The organism is Butyrivibrio sp. AE3003 (assembly GCF_000686065.1).
GTDB classification, from domain to species: Bacteria; Bacillota; Clostridia; order Lachnospirales; family Lachnospiraceae; genus Butyrivibrio; species Butyrivibrio hungatei_A.
In genome coordinates this window covers 3,080,532-3,096,609 of record NZ_JMLX01000001.1, presented here as the reverse complement: position 1 = coordinate 3,096,609, position 16,078 = coordinate 3,080,532, and the positions used below count along the sequence as shown (strand labels likewise).

General features: G+C 39.8%; 14 protein-coding genes. 1 reads left to right on the top strand and 13 read right to left on the bottom strand.

Going from position 1 to position 16,078, the window contains the following annotated elements; all coding sequences use genetic code 11:
- Positions 1–88: 88 nt before the first annotated feature.
- From CD00_RS0114830 to CD00_RS0114795, 8 genes are all read right to left on the bottom strand, one after another.
- Positions 89–1,132 (bottom strand): alpha-1,2-fucosyltransferase, encoded by a 1,044-nt coding sequence (locus CD00_RS0114830; protein WP_026656683.1) that lies wholly within the window; start codon positions 1,130–1,132, stop codon positions 89–91.
- Positions 1,133–1,242: 110 nt separating this feature from the next.
- Positions 1,243–3,051 (bottom strand): ABC transporter ATP-binding protein, encoded by a 1,809-nt coding sequence (locus CD00_RS0114825; protein ID WP_026656681.1) that lies wholly within the window; start codon positions 3,049–3,051, stop codon positions 1,243–1,245.
- An 84-nt stretch (positions 3,052–3,135) separates the two neighbouring features.
- Positions 3,136–4,008 (bottom strand): alpha-1,2-fucosyltransferase, encoded by an 873-nt coding sequence (locus tag CD00_RS0114820; protein ID WP_026656680.1) that lies wholly within the window; start codon positions 4,006–4,008, stop codon positions 3,136–3,138.
- A 113-nt stretch (positions 4,009–4,121) separates the two neighbouring features.
- Positions 4,122–4,424, bottom strand: a complete 303-nt coding sequence (locus CD00_RS19540) for a hypothetical protein (protein ID WP_051594231.1) — start codon at positions 4,422–4,424, stop codon at positions 4,122–4,124.
- 1 nt (position 4,425) lies between these two features.
- Positions 4,426–4,911: a hypothetical protein gene (locus CD00_RS0114810; protein WP_026656678.1), complete on the bottom strand. Its 486-nt coding sequence runs from the start codon at positions 4,909–4,911 to the stop codon at positions 4,426–4,428.
- The gene (locus CD00_RS0114805) at positions 4,898–5,707 is read right to left on the bottom strand and encodes a hypothetical protein (RefSeq protein ID WP_027209156.1); all 810 of its coding nucleotides are present in this window, start codon (positions 5,705–5,707) and stop codon (positions 4,898–4,900) included. Before CD00_RS0114805 ends, CD00_RS0114810 begins: the two co-directional genes overlap by 14 nt.
- Positions 5,708–6,034: 327 nt before the next feature.
- Complete coding sequence (locus CD00_RS0114800) at positions 6,035–6,601, bottom strand: hypothetical protein (RefSeq protein WP_185750467.1); 567 nt, start codon at positions 6,599–6,601, stop codon at positions 6,035–6,037.
- A 131-nt stretch (positions 6,602–6,732) separates the two neighbouring features.
- Positions 6,733–7,380, bottom strand: coding sequence for a hypothetical protein (locus CD00_RS0114795; RefSeq protein WP_026656675.1), 648 nt, complete (start codon positions 7,378–7,380; stop codon positions 6,733–6,735).
- A 229-nt stretch (positions 7,381–7,609) separates the two neighbouring features.
- Between CD00_RS0114795 and CD00_RS0114790 the strand changes: the two genes are divergently transcribed.
- Positions 7,610–8,074 (top strand): hypothetical protein, encoded by a 465-nt coding sequence (locus CD00_RS0114790; protein ID WP_026656673.1) that lies wholly within the window; start codon positions 7,610–7,612, stop codon positions 8,072–8,074.
- Positions 8,075–8,340: 266 nt separating this feature from the next.
- Here the strand turns inward: CD00_RS0114790 and CD00_RS0114785 are convergent, their stop codons facing one another.
- The 5 genes from CD00_RS0114785 to CD00_RS0114765 all read right to left on the bottom strand — a co-directional run bounded on the left by CD00_RS0114785 (position 8,341) and on the right by CD00_RS0114765 (position 16,078).
- Complete coding sequence (locus CD00_RS0114785) at positions 8,341–9,483, bottom strand: hypothetical protein (RefSeq protein ID WP_026656672.1); 1,143 nt, start codon at positions 9,481–9,483, stop codon at positions 8,341–8,343.
- Positions 9,480–10,694: a hypothetical protein gene (locus CD00_RS0114780; protein ID WP_026656671.1), complete on the bottom strand. Its 1,215-nt coding sequence runs from the start codon at positions 10,692–10,694 to the stop codon at positions 9,480–9,482. Before CD00_RS0114780 ends, CD00_RS0114785 begins: the two co-directional genes overlap by 4 nt.
- A 78-nt stretch (positions 10,695–10,772) precedes the next feature.
- Positions 10,773–12,284 (bottom strand): MBOAT family O-acyltransferase, encoded by a 1,512-nt coding sequence (locus CD00_RS0114775; RefSeq protein ID WP_242838984.1) that lies wholly within the window; start codon positions 12,282–12,284, stop codon positions 10,773–10,775.
- A 111-nt stretch (positions 12,285–12,395) separates the two neighbouring features.
- Positions 12,396–14,285: an asparagine synthase (glutamine-hydrolyzing) gene (asnB, locus tag CD00_RS0114770; RefSeq protein ID WP_026656669.1), complete on the bottom strand. Its 1,890-nt coding sequence runs from the start codon at positions 14,283–14,285 to the stop codon at positions 12,396–12,398.
- The gene (locus CD00_RS0114765) at positions 14,273–16,078 is read right to left on the bottom strand and encodes an HAD-IIIC family phosphatase (protein ID WP_330370452.1); all 1,806 of its coding nucleotides are present in this window, start codon (positions 16,076–16,078) and stop codon (positions 14,273–14,275) included. Before CD00_RS0114765 ends, asnB begins: the two co-directional genes overlap by 13 nt.

Here is a 16,078-nt window from a genome sequence, read left to right as displayed (position 1 = left end):
TCCTCTGTTTATTTACCGCGATCATTTCTTTTAACCTGCTTATTGACACATATAATGATGCAACAAAGTTATTTATGATCCGGTTAATTCAATAACTGAATCTCTTGATTATTCCGACTCTTTTCTCTAAGCTCCTTACGATTTTCTTCAGGTAAAAGACACCGTACAGGCTCTTCCTTCTGATTATCTGGCAAAAGAGCCTTATCTTGCCGGGCCTTATATTTCTTCTTGCATAGAGCGCAGATCTCTTTTTATATTCTTCAAGTTCTTTTCTGCACTCGTCTGCCTCAAATATACGACCTTTTTTGTCCTGATAATGCAAAAAACTGTATATATTCTGCTCGGAAGACCAGAAACCATCCGAAATATTATGTCTTGCCCAGTACTTCGGCGCTATCGCATACTTAAGCTCAGTACTTGAAAGAACCGGCATTATGGAAAAAGATGAATTCGACAAGATCAGATATCTCGCATTCTTCAAGGTAACGTAATCTTTTCCCATATCAAAATGATGACATTCGTACTCGGGAAGCACTTTTCTTGCGGCCTCCTCATCCTCAGTTACCACCATGAATTTCATATCTGGATTTATCTTCTTCATATGCTCTATCGCATTTAAAAAGTATTTTCTGTCAAGATAGAGCTCGGGATGATTTGTATACTCGCCGCCTCTTATGTTGATAATGCAGAGATCGTCGCTTGTATATTCATATGACTCAGCCTCGGGCTTAACCTTGAGCCAGTCTTTTATCTTGTCCCTATATTTCTCAAAATAACTCTCATCCTGAAGATTTCCATAGATAAGAGTATTGTCCTCAATCTCAAAAAGTCTTTTGTCCGCACCGCTTATGTAACACCCGTTACTCATGTCGTGCCTTGAATTGCCCATGTATAGGCGATCGTCCTGCTCATTGAAGATTGTATATTTATCTCTGTCCTCAGGTAGTATCTCTGTTCCAAGGTCAATGTCCATAAAGTACATTCCCTTGTTTGAGTGAAAAACATTTCCCACCTGACCGGGATTTATGAAACCGAAATCCACACCTTTTTCTTCCGCCATGCACCTTGTCACGACATAGAAAAAGAGCTGGTTTCCAAGTCCGTACCCTTTTATAAATTCTGTTCCGATCATAATATCTTATCCTTCTGAAAAGAAAGTATCTCACTGTGAAATGTCGACTCGCAAATAACATTACGAAACAATTATCTACAATCACATAAATCAAGCCTCATTTTGCAATATCAATGAATAACATTCCTGCCCTCGAGAGTAGTCTGCGTGATTTTCTCGTCCTTGACCTCATAGATTATGTCGCAGTTCTCAATAGTATTGAGCCTGTGAGCTATGATGATCATTGTCTTCTTGCCGTGGAAGCTGTTGACAGCCTCCATAACGGCTGCCTCTGTCTCATTATCAAGAGCACTTGTAGCCTCATCAAACACAAGTATCTCAGGATTATGATAAAGGGCTCTCGCGATTCCTATACGCTGTCTCTGTCCGCCTGAAAGTCTCACACCTCTGTCACCAATCTTCGTATCTAGTCCTTCGGGAAGGCTCTTAACAAAGTCAGCAAGCTGGGCTTCTTCCATAACTTCCCAGATCCTGTCCTCATCAATCTTGTCTGCATCTATACCGAATGCAATGTTCTCTCTTATAGACTCATCAACCATGTAGATTGTCTGAGGAATATAACCTATCTGCGCAAGCCATGAATCGTAATTACTGAATATATTGCTTCCGTCACAGAGAATCTCACCGCTCTGCACGTGCAAAAGACCCAGGATAATATCTACAACCGTCGACTTACCGGCACCCGAAGGTCCGATGATACCGACAGATTTTCCCTTTGGAACAACCATACTTGCCCCGCTAAATATATTTGTTTCAGAATCGGGATAAGCAAATGTAATATCTTTTATCTCAATCTCTTTTTCCAGATGAAGCTCAGGGCCTGCAATCGCAGCTCTCTCTGCCCTCATAGCCTTATCCATCTTCATTGAATCGGTAAGATTGTTATAAACAAAATCAAGGCTGTACTGGTTGTAGGCAATCTCGGCAATATAAGTATTTATCCTGTTAACCGCGGGCATAAGCCTTGTAGCAACAAGTCCGAGCGCGATTATCAATTTATCAACATCGCCTGCATTTTGTACACCGTTTGAATTCAACTTAAAAAAGAGAACATACAAGAGGACAACAGCTACAAACACGGTCTCTATAAGAGTTCTCGGCATATTATTAAGTACGGAATAATCCCTTGCCAGATCCGCACCGACTTTACCGGACTCATAATAATTTCTTATAAAGAAATCCTGTCTGTTCAGAACTTTAACATCTTTAAGACCATATATTGCCTGCAGTCTCCACTTTGCAATCCTTGACTGGGTTTCCTGATTCTCTTTTCCCGTCTTATTAAGCTTAGGCTTTAAAACTTTGGTATTAAAAAGAGTTAATGCAACAAAAACAAACACGCATATAACCGTCAAGATCGGATCGGTTATAATAAGCACCATTCCAAGTCCCATGGAAACGACCAATTCCGTAGAAAGCGATAAAAGCGATAACATAAGCGTAAATGTTCTTGGTATATCACTGTCTGTAATTCTAAAAACAGTCGGAATATCTGCACCGAGATAATCCTCATAAGGTCTGTTCAAAAATTCCCTCATGACTCTGCTTATCATGTCGTTTCTTGCTCTTGTGATAAAGGTATTCTGCCTGTAGATAAGAAATATCTGATATGCATTTTTTACCAGGAACAAAACAATCAGACAAACCGTCAATTTAGCAGCCAGTTCGGATCCCGTACCGAGATTAAGACTTTCTGCAATAATTCTTAGAACTTTGTTATCCTCAATGGCACTTTGGAGCTTATCCTGATTGATAATGCCTGCCATAACAGGAATCATCATTGAAATACTAAATGTTTCAAAAATACCCCCAATGAGTATAAGGACAGCCAATACAACCAACTGTCCCTTCTGCTTTCTATCAAATATATATCTGAGTTTTGAAAATAAACTGACTTTTTTATTATCGGTATTACTCATAATCTGTACGTTTTCTTATATCCCTCTTTTGTATTTTTCCTGAATGATATGTAGATTGCTCCGTATCATTTAATTCCGCATTGCTCAGATCGCAATCTTTGTCATTCTGTCCGTATAGACATCATCCATATCTTTGTTGTTTATCCACTTGGAAGGAGCAAGTACCAGCTTGTCAGGTGCATCATTAAGCCATGCAGCCCACCAGCTGAATGAACTGTTCGCTATAATATGGTGCTTGCATCTGCTCATAAGCATCATCTCGGCTATATCAGTTCCTTCGCCCTCTTCAAGTTCAACAACATTGAAATTAGGTCCCTTGAAGTGCTCTTTACACCACTCTTTGTCATCGGTAAAGATAAAAAATACAGCGTCGGGATACTCCTGCAGTATCTTGTTTACCGCATCTTTGTAATATTTTTCCGAACACAGATTGTGAACATGCTTATGCTGCGCATCTATATAATCGGTTCTTCTCACATGAAGGCTGACAGACTCACAACATTCTATCTGCTGAAGCACTGACCAGCTCACAGCATCGCTCATAAGTTCCTGAGGTCTCTTCTCAAAAGCATGTCTGATATCCCTGATATCACTCTCCTGCGAGAAATATTTATCGCTCTGCCAATATCCGACAAGATAGGCATTTTCAAGCTCAAGTATCTTAGGATCGAATCTTCCCGATACTTCATCTATTCTAAAGGTTTTCCTTCCGGTAAGTTTCCTTCTGATACGGCTTATGATATCCATCTTGGAATCCGTAAGAGCAACAACTTCTTCCTTAGTGGCCTTATCATAATCAATCCCATATCCGGCAAGAACCGGAGTCCTTAGCTTGTCATTTACAAATCCCGTTTCATCATCAATCTTTACGGTCTTGCCTCTGTTTTTCAGCGCTATATACAGCGCATATTGGAACATCTGGTTACCCAGACCGCCCTTAAGTTGAATGATAATCATACACCCTCCGAATGAAGTTCCCCGTATAGCATCTATTTTATCGCATACACTACATCATTATAACCCAGAATGTATATATACTCAAACATCTATGAATGTCCTGACATTTGCGGTCATCCGGTGATTTGACTTTTAAGATAGAGATTCCCATTAACTCCGGTCATAACAGGCTCTATGTTATGCTGCTTAACCAGATACGAAAGATTCTGCCTTGTACACTCAAGCAGCTCACATGCCTTGGTCGTATCGACAATATTTTTTCCTATAAAGGTAATAAAATCCTCATAGGAAATATCAATCATACGCCCTTTCTCATAAAGAAGCCATGAAGGAATATCTATGGAATCGTTGAACGTAACATAATAACCACCCCAACCGAGGCTACATGACTCATAAAGGTCTCTGCTTGCGATCACCTTATTTACTCCCCGTAAATCCGAAATGTCTGAAAGGGATATTTTTTTTTACTGTTTTATCTTTAAAAAAGCACAGCAAAAAATCTCCTGCAAGCGCTGTACAATCAACCAGATTATGCGCATCCCTCTCCGCAACAAATTCAGGGAACTCATCTATCTTCCGTATGCACAGCCCATCCTGCGAACACCGCCCTTGCGCCAATTCCAAAAATTTCATTTCATCATACTCTTTCAGCTTGTGAGTAGACAATATACTGCCTATATTCTGCCTTCCTATAGGAATAACACGTTCTCTCACCCACATTAAACTCGCATCCCTTGGGATCGTATAGATTTCTTTTTTTACAAAACTCGCAAAAAGAAGCGGCGCTGTCCACTCATCAAGTTCGCTTCTAAGCTCAATCATAAACGACTTGCTCTTTTCATGGTACAGTAAAACGCCTATATCAAGACTATTATCTTCATCATAGATATCATAGATTTTCATAAACCTTGTACCTTCCATAGATCATATTCCAAATAGTATCAATAAAAAAGTCTGACAACACCCCCTCCAGATCCTTGAATATCTCTTCTTTATGCTTAGCCTCAAGTATTCCTTTCAGCGTTTTTCCTTTGGTGGATAAAAGAGACAGATTCTCAAAAGTTGATCTGCTGCCTATGAAATTATTGCATTGTTTATCTCCCATTATGTCAAATTTTTTTGCATCGTCATCCGACGAACAAGAACATAACAGAGACAATCCATGATCGAACAGAGGCGCAACCCTAACGGTATGCGCTCTTGCATTTCTCAGCACTTCGATGTTAGCTCCATGTCTATCTCGATTAAGGATAAGATAATCAATTACCAGCATATTCTCGATATACTCTCTCCATCCCATCCTAATGCAGAAATCATAATGTGATTCTCCGGGCTGCGCATTAAGTCTGTAGAAATCATCAAGCGAAGCCTTACTCTCTCCACGCTCTTTGAAATCATACGATGCACAAAGATATGTGTTATATATATTTCCATCGATCTCAATATCAGCATTTATCAGTTCATACTCGAGATGCTCCACGCCAAGAATATCAAGAAGTCTATCCACTATTATTTCATTTATACACTCATGTCCTACTATCCCCTTTTCCAAATCAAAGTTTGAAAGCTTATAATACTTCTTGTGGCCGCCTATGATCGAACTCGATTTCAGATAAGTCCCTGCTGTTCCGGAAGAATTCCGCACATGCGACCAATTTAGATATGTAAGATCCTGAGTTTCTCTTATTACCTTTGCCATATTACATCCTTTGTTTTTTATTTGACGTGCGTCAAATATTTTTCTATATTATAAAATTCTATTTGACGTGCGTCAAATAGAATTTTTGCATTTAACCCCACACAAAAATCTACCATATACATAAAATCTTAAGAAATTTCGACGGTATTTCTTAAGATTTATCTGATATCATTATTCAGTCGACGGCTTTTCAACAGCCATTCAATGCCGACAACAGGGCATAATGCCTATTCTATTTTAAGCGGAGAAGACTATTCTCTTATAAATCCCACCACACTGTTTTGCATCACCGATCAAAAGCTTCTTCCAAATGCTCCTTTATACGTCTCAATCTTCAGCTCCATTTAGTGAACCCATAAGTTCTTCAAATCTCATAGTCCCTTCAATTTGCTCAAATCTATATTTCTTGATTTTATTCACTTCTGCGATAATCTCTTCATCGGTCATTTCTTTCTCAGTACAATTATGATACTTCTCCGCATCTTCAATTTCATAATCCGGTACCAATTCGCCCTTGGCTCGTTTTGACATATATTCCTCATATGAACCTGACATACTGCCATCTTCTGCATGATATATACCCTTCCCAGGGGCATATTGGTATCCCGGATTCCCTCCCATACCATATCCCCAATGATTCATTAAACACCTGGCATGACCGTTTTCATACGTATAAAGAGACATGAAAAAGCCGGGATGATCAACTACCAGTTCCGGAATATCATCATCGTCAGCATATATAAGATTATATTTCCAATAATTCCAATCGATGTCAAAATAATACTTTTTGGCAATTGCCGTGTAGCACTCTTCATAGCTACTGTATACACCATCTATACCGGAAAAGATATTCTTCATGCTTTCAACAGTAAAGTCTCCTCCAATTTTAGACATTGTATTTTCATCGATTATCCATTCAGGCTCAAAAGAATCTTCATTACGCTGTATGAACGTAGAAAGAGATCCTGTACTGTAAAGAAGAACCTGTTTTCCGAATTCGCTGTCCGCGATAATAATAATATCTTTTACCCCATCCTCATCAAAATCAAAAAACCAACGTCAATAATATTTATTAAACGAGTTTCTTTCCACGATGATTTTTCACAGCTCATCTTAAGTTCTGTAAGAAAACAGTTATTTTTTGTGAGAATAATAGATACTCTGCCGTCTAATTCCGCAGGATACGTGATAAGTTTAATCGGCTCGTTAAATTGAACTCGTGACAATTTTACCTCATAGCAATGCTCTTTGTCACAATGATCATCCCATTGAATAGCATTAGATTCCATGAGAAAGTCTTCATCCGATTTAGTAAAAGAAATGACTCTGTCGGCAAAAAGTCCATAATGCTTGTCTGAATCAGAGTTTACCTGAAATCTCAGTACATAATGATCTCCTTTTCTCTTTCCCGCTGTGCATGTATATGTGTTTTTTAAACTTGCTAAATGTTCAGAATAAAAAGAATCAATTTCATCTTGTTTGTTAAAAGATTTCTCGAGAAAACCCTTGTACTCATCTGTATTAAACGCTTCTGTAAATCTCTTTAGCTCTGCCTTTGACAACGTAATTTCTTTGTCGCTTTTTTTCGAGAGTATATTACTTGATGCTATGTAACTGCATCCCAACACAAGTAATATTATTGAAATTATTGTTATTATTTTCTTTTTCTGCATTTGATTCCAAATATCCTTCATAGTACAATTTTTCACGGCTTTTATTATACATTTTAGTCTGCAAGGCCATTGTGAATTCTTTGTGATTTAACCCCGCATAATCAAAATAAGTCCTACAAATGAGTTATACTGTATAATGCGATTTAATGGGGGAGCGCGCACCGACAGGAAGACTGTAAACAATGCATAAGCCGGATACTAAATTGATTCCCATTTAGGAGATTTTTTTATGAAGAAGAAAGCATTTATAATACTGATCTGCATAACAGCTTTGCTTGCAGGATGCCAAAATACAAAAACCGATATAGCAAACGACATATCCACTGATGCCGGCTCTACTTCTACGCACGATGAAGATATCGCATCCATTGGTATTTCCAACGATGGCGACGGCGATGGCTCCCTCGAGAATCAGTGGATATTTGGAAAAGGGTTTTCTTCATGGCAAGAAGGATATAAAGCATACATTGAAACCGCCCCAGATTTCCCGCGTTATAGGCTCATTTATGTAGATGACGATGATATTCCCGAACTTGCTATTGAGGGTTATTGTGAAGCAGACGGATGTCTGATTGTTTCATTTCATCATGGAGAAGTAAACATACTTCATACGCTTATGTTGGGTTTTTCGTATATTGAAAAAAAGGACTTCTATGTAATTCGAATGGGTGGCAAGGACAATATTATGATATAGTTTATTCCCTTTCGGAAGGAAAATGGAAATGTATTTTTTCAGGCGGAAGATATACATATGATCTTGGCAGTTGGGATGACGAAGCAGGAAAATTTCTTGATTTTCACTATGCCATAGACGATGTAGAAGTCGATGAAAAAACATATTATGAAAAACTGAAAAAAATATATGACGAAAAAGCAGCTATATATTCATTTTGCGACGGTTGTAACAAAGAAGAATTTATTACTGCTCTAAGTGAATACTGATTTAATACCATTTTCTTTTTAGCTGTTTTTGAGCACGTCCCTTACAAGTTCATAGAATTCATCACAGGGCATGGATGAACCATCATCGGTTATAATTTGATTATGCGATATTTTCCCGTTATATCTGACATATTTATCTTCAAACATGACTCTGTCCTGAATCATTCCTATAAAGCCATCTCTATCATAACCATAAGAATTAATATAATCCTCTATTGTATCAATATTTTCATATTCATTGATATAAATACAAACCGTCATTGTCACATCACTTAAAAGATGTGACATTTCCGACGAGATATTCTTCGTAGAATAAATTTTACTGTTCATAAATACCATTTCACCAACAGATCGCCATGTGAGTTCCTCTAGCCAATTTTCTCCATCATGTGACTTTACGAGATCCGCATACTTAAGTCCAAGCTCATTCATTACCAGACCGCCCTCTCCTTTAAAATATTTAAAGTCAAAGTCATAATCATAATCGCTATAATCCAGTGATGAATGCATATAATTTGGATTACCATAACAATCTTCGTAATCATTAATTTTATGAATATTAGGAACACCGCCTTCTTTTAGAATATAAAGATCCCAACAACTACCTCTGTTCGATTCATAATTCCCATTAAGATATGCAATGATTCCCATATCATTTATTGCCGGCTCATAATGAGTCAGTTCTGTGAAACTTCCACCATCGGCCATTGTAATAAAATATCCGTTTCCTACATGTTTGGAAGGCAACGGTCCATAATTTTGAAGCCACCCGTAGGAACCTGATTTATTATATTTTCCATTAACTTCGGTAATAACAAAATAGATTCCCTCACCATCTCCAATAACAAGCTCATCAGAACCATTTTTATCAAAATCTACATAAGTAAAAAGAAAACTCGGCATCCATAGTTGCCCCCATAAATTTGAAGCCGTATCTACAAATTCTTTTTCAAAAAATGATCTATACCTCTCGTCATCTTCTTTTTCACTGCAAGACGGAGCAATTGGATTATCCAAGTTCGTTCGTACAGCCTTATATGTATTTGTTGCCTCCTCGATCGATACGTCACTGCAAATATCACCTGAAACTGGTTCTTTATTATCACCGCATGCTGTCAGTAATAAACACAACATTACTAAAAATATTTTTCCTACCTTCATTCTGCCTCTTCATTCTCGTCATTTACTTCCGATCTCCAATAATCTCCGTTCGCGATTCGTTCACGGATCTTATCTTCACCGAGAGAGAGTTCTTCCATCCAGAGGTCATAAGACTTCTTCCAGGAATTGTAATTGCGGCCGTGTCTTCTGTCGTGCTTGCCAAGTTTGCCTGTCTGAACATAATTCTCTGACAGGTAATCTTCAAACCAAACCGTCACTTTATCGGCGCCGACGATATTCACATGAGTTCCACCGTCCTTGTAATCGGTAGCCTCATCAAAGCCAATCTCATCTAGATGCTGATTCATATCAAGGAAATTGTAGCCTCTCTCTGTCACATAATCCCTGATGTAATTGATCTTCTTTTGCTCCTCTTCGCTTACGGTAAACGGAGTGATAATAAAGAGCGCATCCTTATTATGCTTCCTAAGGCATGAAATAAGATCCGCCAAATATTCTTCCTGCTCAGCAGGCATCTTCTCCACACCGGTAACGCTGCTGAAATTTCCTTTTTCAGCAGGTCCTACTTCATCGGAAGGCGTAAAACCTTTCAGATCATCAGGATACTCATAAAAAAACGTACGTAGCTGGCTCCACATTACAAGTGTCTTCCAATTTGAATGATACTTAAAAATATCAAAGTAAAAGTTAATGCGTTTCATATCCTCATTAACTTTGCCATCATCGCCACTCACAGCATTCTCTGCATTATCTTCATCATTCTCAGAATCTTCTGCATCATCTGCATAATCTTCATCTACCATCGCATTGATGGCGCGAATCCTGTTAAGAGAATACTTCATATTATCCGTAACTTCCCTTGTGTGTCCCATGTGCTTATCTTTATCTAAATTTATAAGTTGCTCATCCTCTGCCTGCCACATCTTCATCTCAAAGATAAAAAGATCCGGATCCTGCGTCTTAAGAGCCTCTTCCACAAGATACTTTGCTGCAACCGGTCTTTGCATGTTTGTAGAAAGAGGATACATGGTTATCCCCATATCCCCGTAGATTCTTGGTGTAGCAATACAATAAGGAACAGGACTTGAACCGATAACAACAGCATCTATCGTATTCTTTTTTTCCGCATAAAAACCGACAAACCTGTCCTTCGCATCACTGGGGGTTCTGATACAGTAAGTGATATGAGGGATAAGCCACATAACCGCCACTATGAAAATTATTATCTTAAATATCTGTTTCTTACTCATAGTTTTTTATCTGAAATCCTTATAAACCAACAACCTATAATACTTCCCTTAATCACATGCAAACCGCACTATTAAAACTTAGAAGTCATCATATATCGAATCCGCAGGATTAAATCCCGGTCCGTACTCGGCAAGTAAAAGCACTGTAAAAAACAGCGCAAGATACACAATCCATCTGATCACAAGCTTCTTGGATGCAATGTACTCCCTTAAGCTTGAATATCCTTCAAACCTGCTGCCTGTGATCTTACCGTCACGTGATAGCTCCATTCTGTACTGAATAGTTGAAACCGTAATGAGCACCGCAAGTGATACAAGCAGTACTCCCCACTCGTAAATACTAAGCCCGAGGTTCAGCAAGCTACCGTCAATAAAGATCTGCGGATTAAACGCACTCACGCTTCTTTTAAGCAATCCAAGCGCATGCGGAATACTCTTTGATCTAAAAAACAGATCTCCGATGCATACAAAGAAAAATGTTCTCACAACCCTGAATCCGTTTGCAAATTTACTCTGCAAATTGATGTGCATCTTCTTTTCAAAAATCCATGTAAAGAACGGAAGTGTCACTTCTCCGAGCACGATATATGCCCAGTGCAAAAGACCTGAACCGATAACAAAAGTTGCCCCTCCTCCGTGCCATAAACCTACAGAAAACCATAAGATGAACATTGCAACGTAAGTAGTTAGCTGCTTACCTTTCTTTTTACCAAAGACTTTCTTAAGCTTTTTTCCAAGCCCCATTATCATCTTGGTTCTAAGAAGCGGGTAAAAGACATTGTCCTTCATCCAGATTCCGAGCGTAGCGTGCCACCTTCTCCAATACTCGCTTATGTTCTTAGCAAAGAAAGGAGTCGTAAAGTTTTCTGGAAGAATGATTCCAAGCATCTCGGACAAACCGATCACAATATCTATTCCACCCGAAAAATTCGTATATAACTCAAAAGCAAAACACACAGTCCCCACCCAGACATATGCTCCCGTGTACTCTGCATCAATGGCGTAAATCTTATCAACAACAGTGCGAAGTCTCTGCGAGATAACAAGCATCTTAAAGAAGCCCCAGAGCATTCTCTGCGCTCCGAATGTAAGATTCTTAAAATCAGCTTTGTGATATTCAAACAACTGCCCACTGTGTTCACGGGTTTTTATAATAGGTCCCTGAACCACAAGCGGAAAGAACATACCGATGAGAGTTGTCTCAAGAAGGCTGTCCCTTCTTACTCCGATGCCGTTATAAACTTCAATAAAGTATCCCAAAAGAATAAAAGTATAGAATGAAAGTCCCGTAGGAGGTGTAATACCGCCACCTGTTATGAACTTATAGAACTTAAACACGATAAGTATTCCAAGAAGAACAACAAGCTCCGCAACAAGAATCAGCCTTCTTTTTAGAAGCTCTTTTTCTTCTGTCCCGGCCAAAAGCTTTAAAAGCCCCCATGTCGTAAACGAGGCTGCAAGCGGAAATACAATCTGCACATAGTTCCCATTTACGGAAAACAAATAGAAGATGATGCTCGCAAATAAAAGCACCACCCACTGACCTCTTTTTTTGAACAAAAGAGGAATCGTATAATATGCAATTAACACAAGTGCAAAAAAGCACAGAAAATAAAACGAAGTTATACCCATAAAAAATCTTTCATATAACACGCACCCTTCTTATAAAACAGGCGCCTGCCACTAAATATAATTCTTTTATTACTTGATCATATACTCTTTTTCATACCACTGCTGGAACATAAGGATATACCATATCTGTATCCTGTAAATTCCGCGCTGTGTGAAGTCGGTCCAGATTTTCTCTACAACATCGGGATCAAGTATACCCTGCTGCCTTATCTTATCTTTATCAAGAAGAGCTTCTGCCCACTGCCTTATTTTATCATCAAGGAGCCATTTGTCTATCGGAATCGAAAAACCTTTTTTCGGCCTGTTGACCATCTCCTTGGGAACGTACTTATAGAGCACGTTTCGAAGAACCTGCTTTCCGACATTCCCTTCTCTTAAGTAATTCCTTGGAAGGCTCCACGCAAATTCAAGTATATCTCTGTCCAGCATCGGCACTCTGGTTTCAAGAGAGACCGCCATTGCTGTCCTGTCGACTTTGACAAGTATGTCATCCGGATGATAAACAAGCATATCCATAAGCATCGCATTGTGACAAGGATCTGCAAGTAAATTCGTATCCATCTCCGTATATTTGTAAGAAAGAGGCTTTGCTCCGTTCTTAAGCGCAATCTTTTTTACAATCGGGTCACCCTCATGTTCAAGCCTGTGCACATCTCCGGGACCTTTTGCTCCCATGTACATGGCCTTTGCCATCCCCGCTTCGCTCTTTGAATATGGGCTGTTAAGCATAAGGATTGATGCGGGTTTTCTTATAAAGTACGGAAGTTTTCCAACCTTCCCCCACACTCTTTCAACAGACTCATAGGATCTGTATCCCGCAAAAAGCTCATCTCCGCCGTCGCCCGAAAGCGATACGGTAACATGCTTTCTTGTCATCTTACTAACAAGATATGTCGGAATCTGTGAAGAATCCGCAAAAGGCTCACCAAACATAAAGGAAAGCTGCGGAATTACTTCTTTTGCATCCTTCTCTGTTATATATTCCTCGGTATGAATTGTTCCCAGATGCCTTGCTATCTCGCCTGCCTGCTCGGCCTCGTTGAACTTCTTATCTTCCATTCCGACGGTAAATGTTCTTACCTTGCCGGGCGCAACCGACTGCATAAGTGCAACGATCGTGCTACTGTCTATTCCCGCTGACAAAAAAGCTCCCAAAGGAACATCGGCAACCATCTGGCCTTTTATCGATTCTTTCAGAAGTCTCTCAAGTTCTTCCGCCGCCTCTTCCTTGCTACCTTTAAAAAGATTGCGCTGCCCTTTTACGGCAGTTTCCGTCATCGAGAAATAGCTCTTTGTCTCGGAAGAAAGATCGTCGACATTTACGGTCATGATACATCCCGCTTCTAGCTTATAGATGCCCTTGTAAATCGTATAGGGCGCAGGAATATATCCTTCCGTAAAATAGATATCAAGAACCTCTGTGTTTATCTCATTGTCAAAGCCGTCTATCACGCGAAGGCATCCGATATCCGAAGCAAATGCAAAAGCTCCGCCAACGTTTCCGTAGTACAAAGGCTTTTCTCCGACTCTGTCACGCGCAAAGGTAACAGTGTTTTTGTCCATATCATAAACGGCTATTCCAAACATTCCCTTGCACATGGTCAAAGTCTCTTCCATGCCATAAGCATCTATCGATTCTATAAGAATTTCAGTATCGGAAGTTCCGTTAAATTCAGTAACTTTCCCCTCCGCGATAAGCTTGTCTTTTACCACGGATGCATTGTAGATCTCGCCGTTATATGCGATAACTTTTCGTCCGGAATGTGACATCATGGGCTGAGCGCCCTTTTTGGATAAGTCCACAATAGAAAGGCGCCTGTGCCCAAGCGCCACTTTTTTGTCATCACTTATATAGATTCCTTCATCGTCGGGGCCTCTGTGAAGCATCCTGTGATTCATCTTCCCGATGTTTTCCTTAAGGTCGCCTCTAAACCCGATAAGTCCTGCTATTCCGCACATACTGTCTCCACGTCTATAACGTTGTTTTTATTTGTATATCCATCAAGATCAAGCTTGTAGGTCTTATTCCCCTCTTCATCTTCCTTCACAAGATCAAATCCCTGAAGTGAATAGAAGTCCTTGACCATCTTGTTCTTGGCTGTGGGGTAATAATATCCGTAGACAGTCTTTATTCCCCTCTCACTTGCTTTCTTTGCAAGCGTATCCATCATGGCAAATTCCATATCTCTTTTCAAAACTCTGCAGCTCATAAGCCAGAGGTCGATATGAAGCTCTTCGCCATCCTGCTTGCCTATTACAAGCGAAACTATTCCGTTATCCCCGAACTTATCCTCAAGACGGCCGTAAAGAGTGATGTTACTGCTGTCGTTTGCGGTCTTCTCGATATCATCGGGAGTATATCTCTTTGTTGTAAGATTAAACTGATTGCTCTTGTTTGTAAGCTGGGCAATCCTTGGAATGTACATCTTTTCAAAAGGAGCTATGACAGCCTTCATCTCAAGAGACTTAAGGTACTCGCTGTAATCCTTGAAGCTCTCCTGAAGCTCTGTCCTCTTCCTGTTTGCCATGTACATCTCATTTCTTTTCCTGTCATCCTCAGAAATGGATGTTGTCTCAAAAAATCCCGAGTGATCGAGAATTCTTATATAGTGCTCGGGAGTATCGATCTCGGGCGCATTCACCTTAGGAATCTGTCCCGTAACAATCGCTCTCTCAGCCGGATTGTCATCCACAAAGACAAGTGATTCCGGAAGCACATTGAGCTCTGAAGCAATCGCCTTCATATTCTCACTCTTGGGTTCCCAGTTTGCCTTTATGAATACAAAATCATCGGGTTTAAGCGCTCCGTCGGGATGATTAAGCCCCGCAAGTGCATTCTCTTCATCGTTCTTGGAATCAACCGCAAGCACGATACCAAGCTCCTTCTGAGCCTTGATATAATTCTGGAATTCAAGATAAACCTGACCTAAATTGGTCTCCTGTCCTATCTCGATTCCGTCCGGACCGTCGTCGCCTACAACGCCGCCCCACAGTGTATTGTCGAGGTCAAGAACAAGTCCCTTCTTGTTCTTTCCGTAAATCGACTTGATTATATTTGCCACATTAAAACTGAGCGTAGGTATAGCCTGAATGCAGAGCGCATACTTGTACATATGCCATGCAAGAGGATCTGACCACGCATCAAGTCCGTAGCAGGTTGAAAGATAATTTATATCATTTATAAAAAAGCTTCCTTCATCTCCCGAAGCCTTTCCTGCATACTCGGAAAACATGAAATTAAGCCTGTTGATAAAAGAAAGCCTTCCGTGAATGTCATATCCGTCCCTGTTTCCCATAAGCCTGTAAAAAGGCGCCTCAAAATTATTCTGGATAATCGGACAATGATAGAGTTCATGCAGATTGTGCCACATCGTCTCAAAGTGCCTGAATGTATTATCAAGCTTATCCTGTACCGCTGCCTCGCTGTCATCCATAGTAGGATATTCGATAATATTCCTGTTACTTGTGTGAATAAAGATAATGTCAGGAGCAAACTCTTTTAGCTCATCCGAAGGAAACATGGCATCCTGCCAGTACTGTCCGTACTCCGACTCATAGAAAACAGGCTCTATATCATAGTTAAGCAAAAAGAGCTCCAGAATCCTAATGATATCGTGAGTTGTGGAGCCTCCGAGCACCGCTATCTTTTTCTTTATCCTGTCCGAGCCGTCGGCAAGAAGAGCCTTCTTTATCGACTTGGACTTTTTCATTATGTAACTGTTGTCAAATGGATATTCCAGTTCTTTCATCAT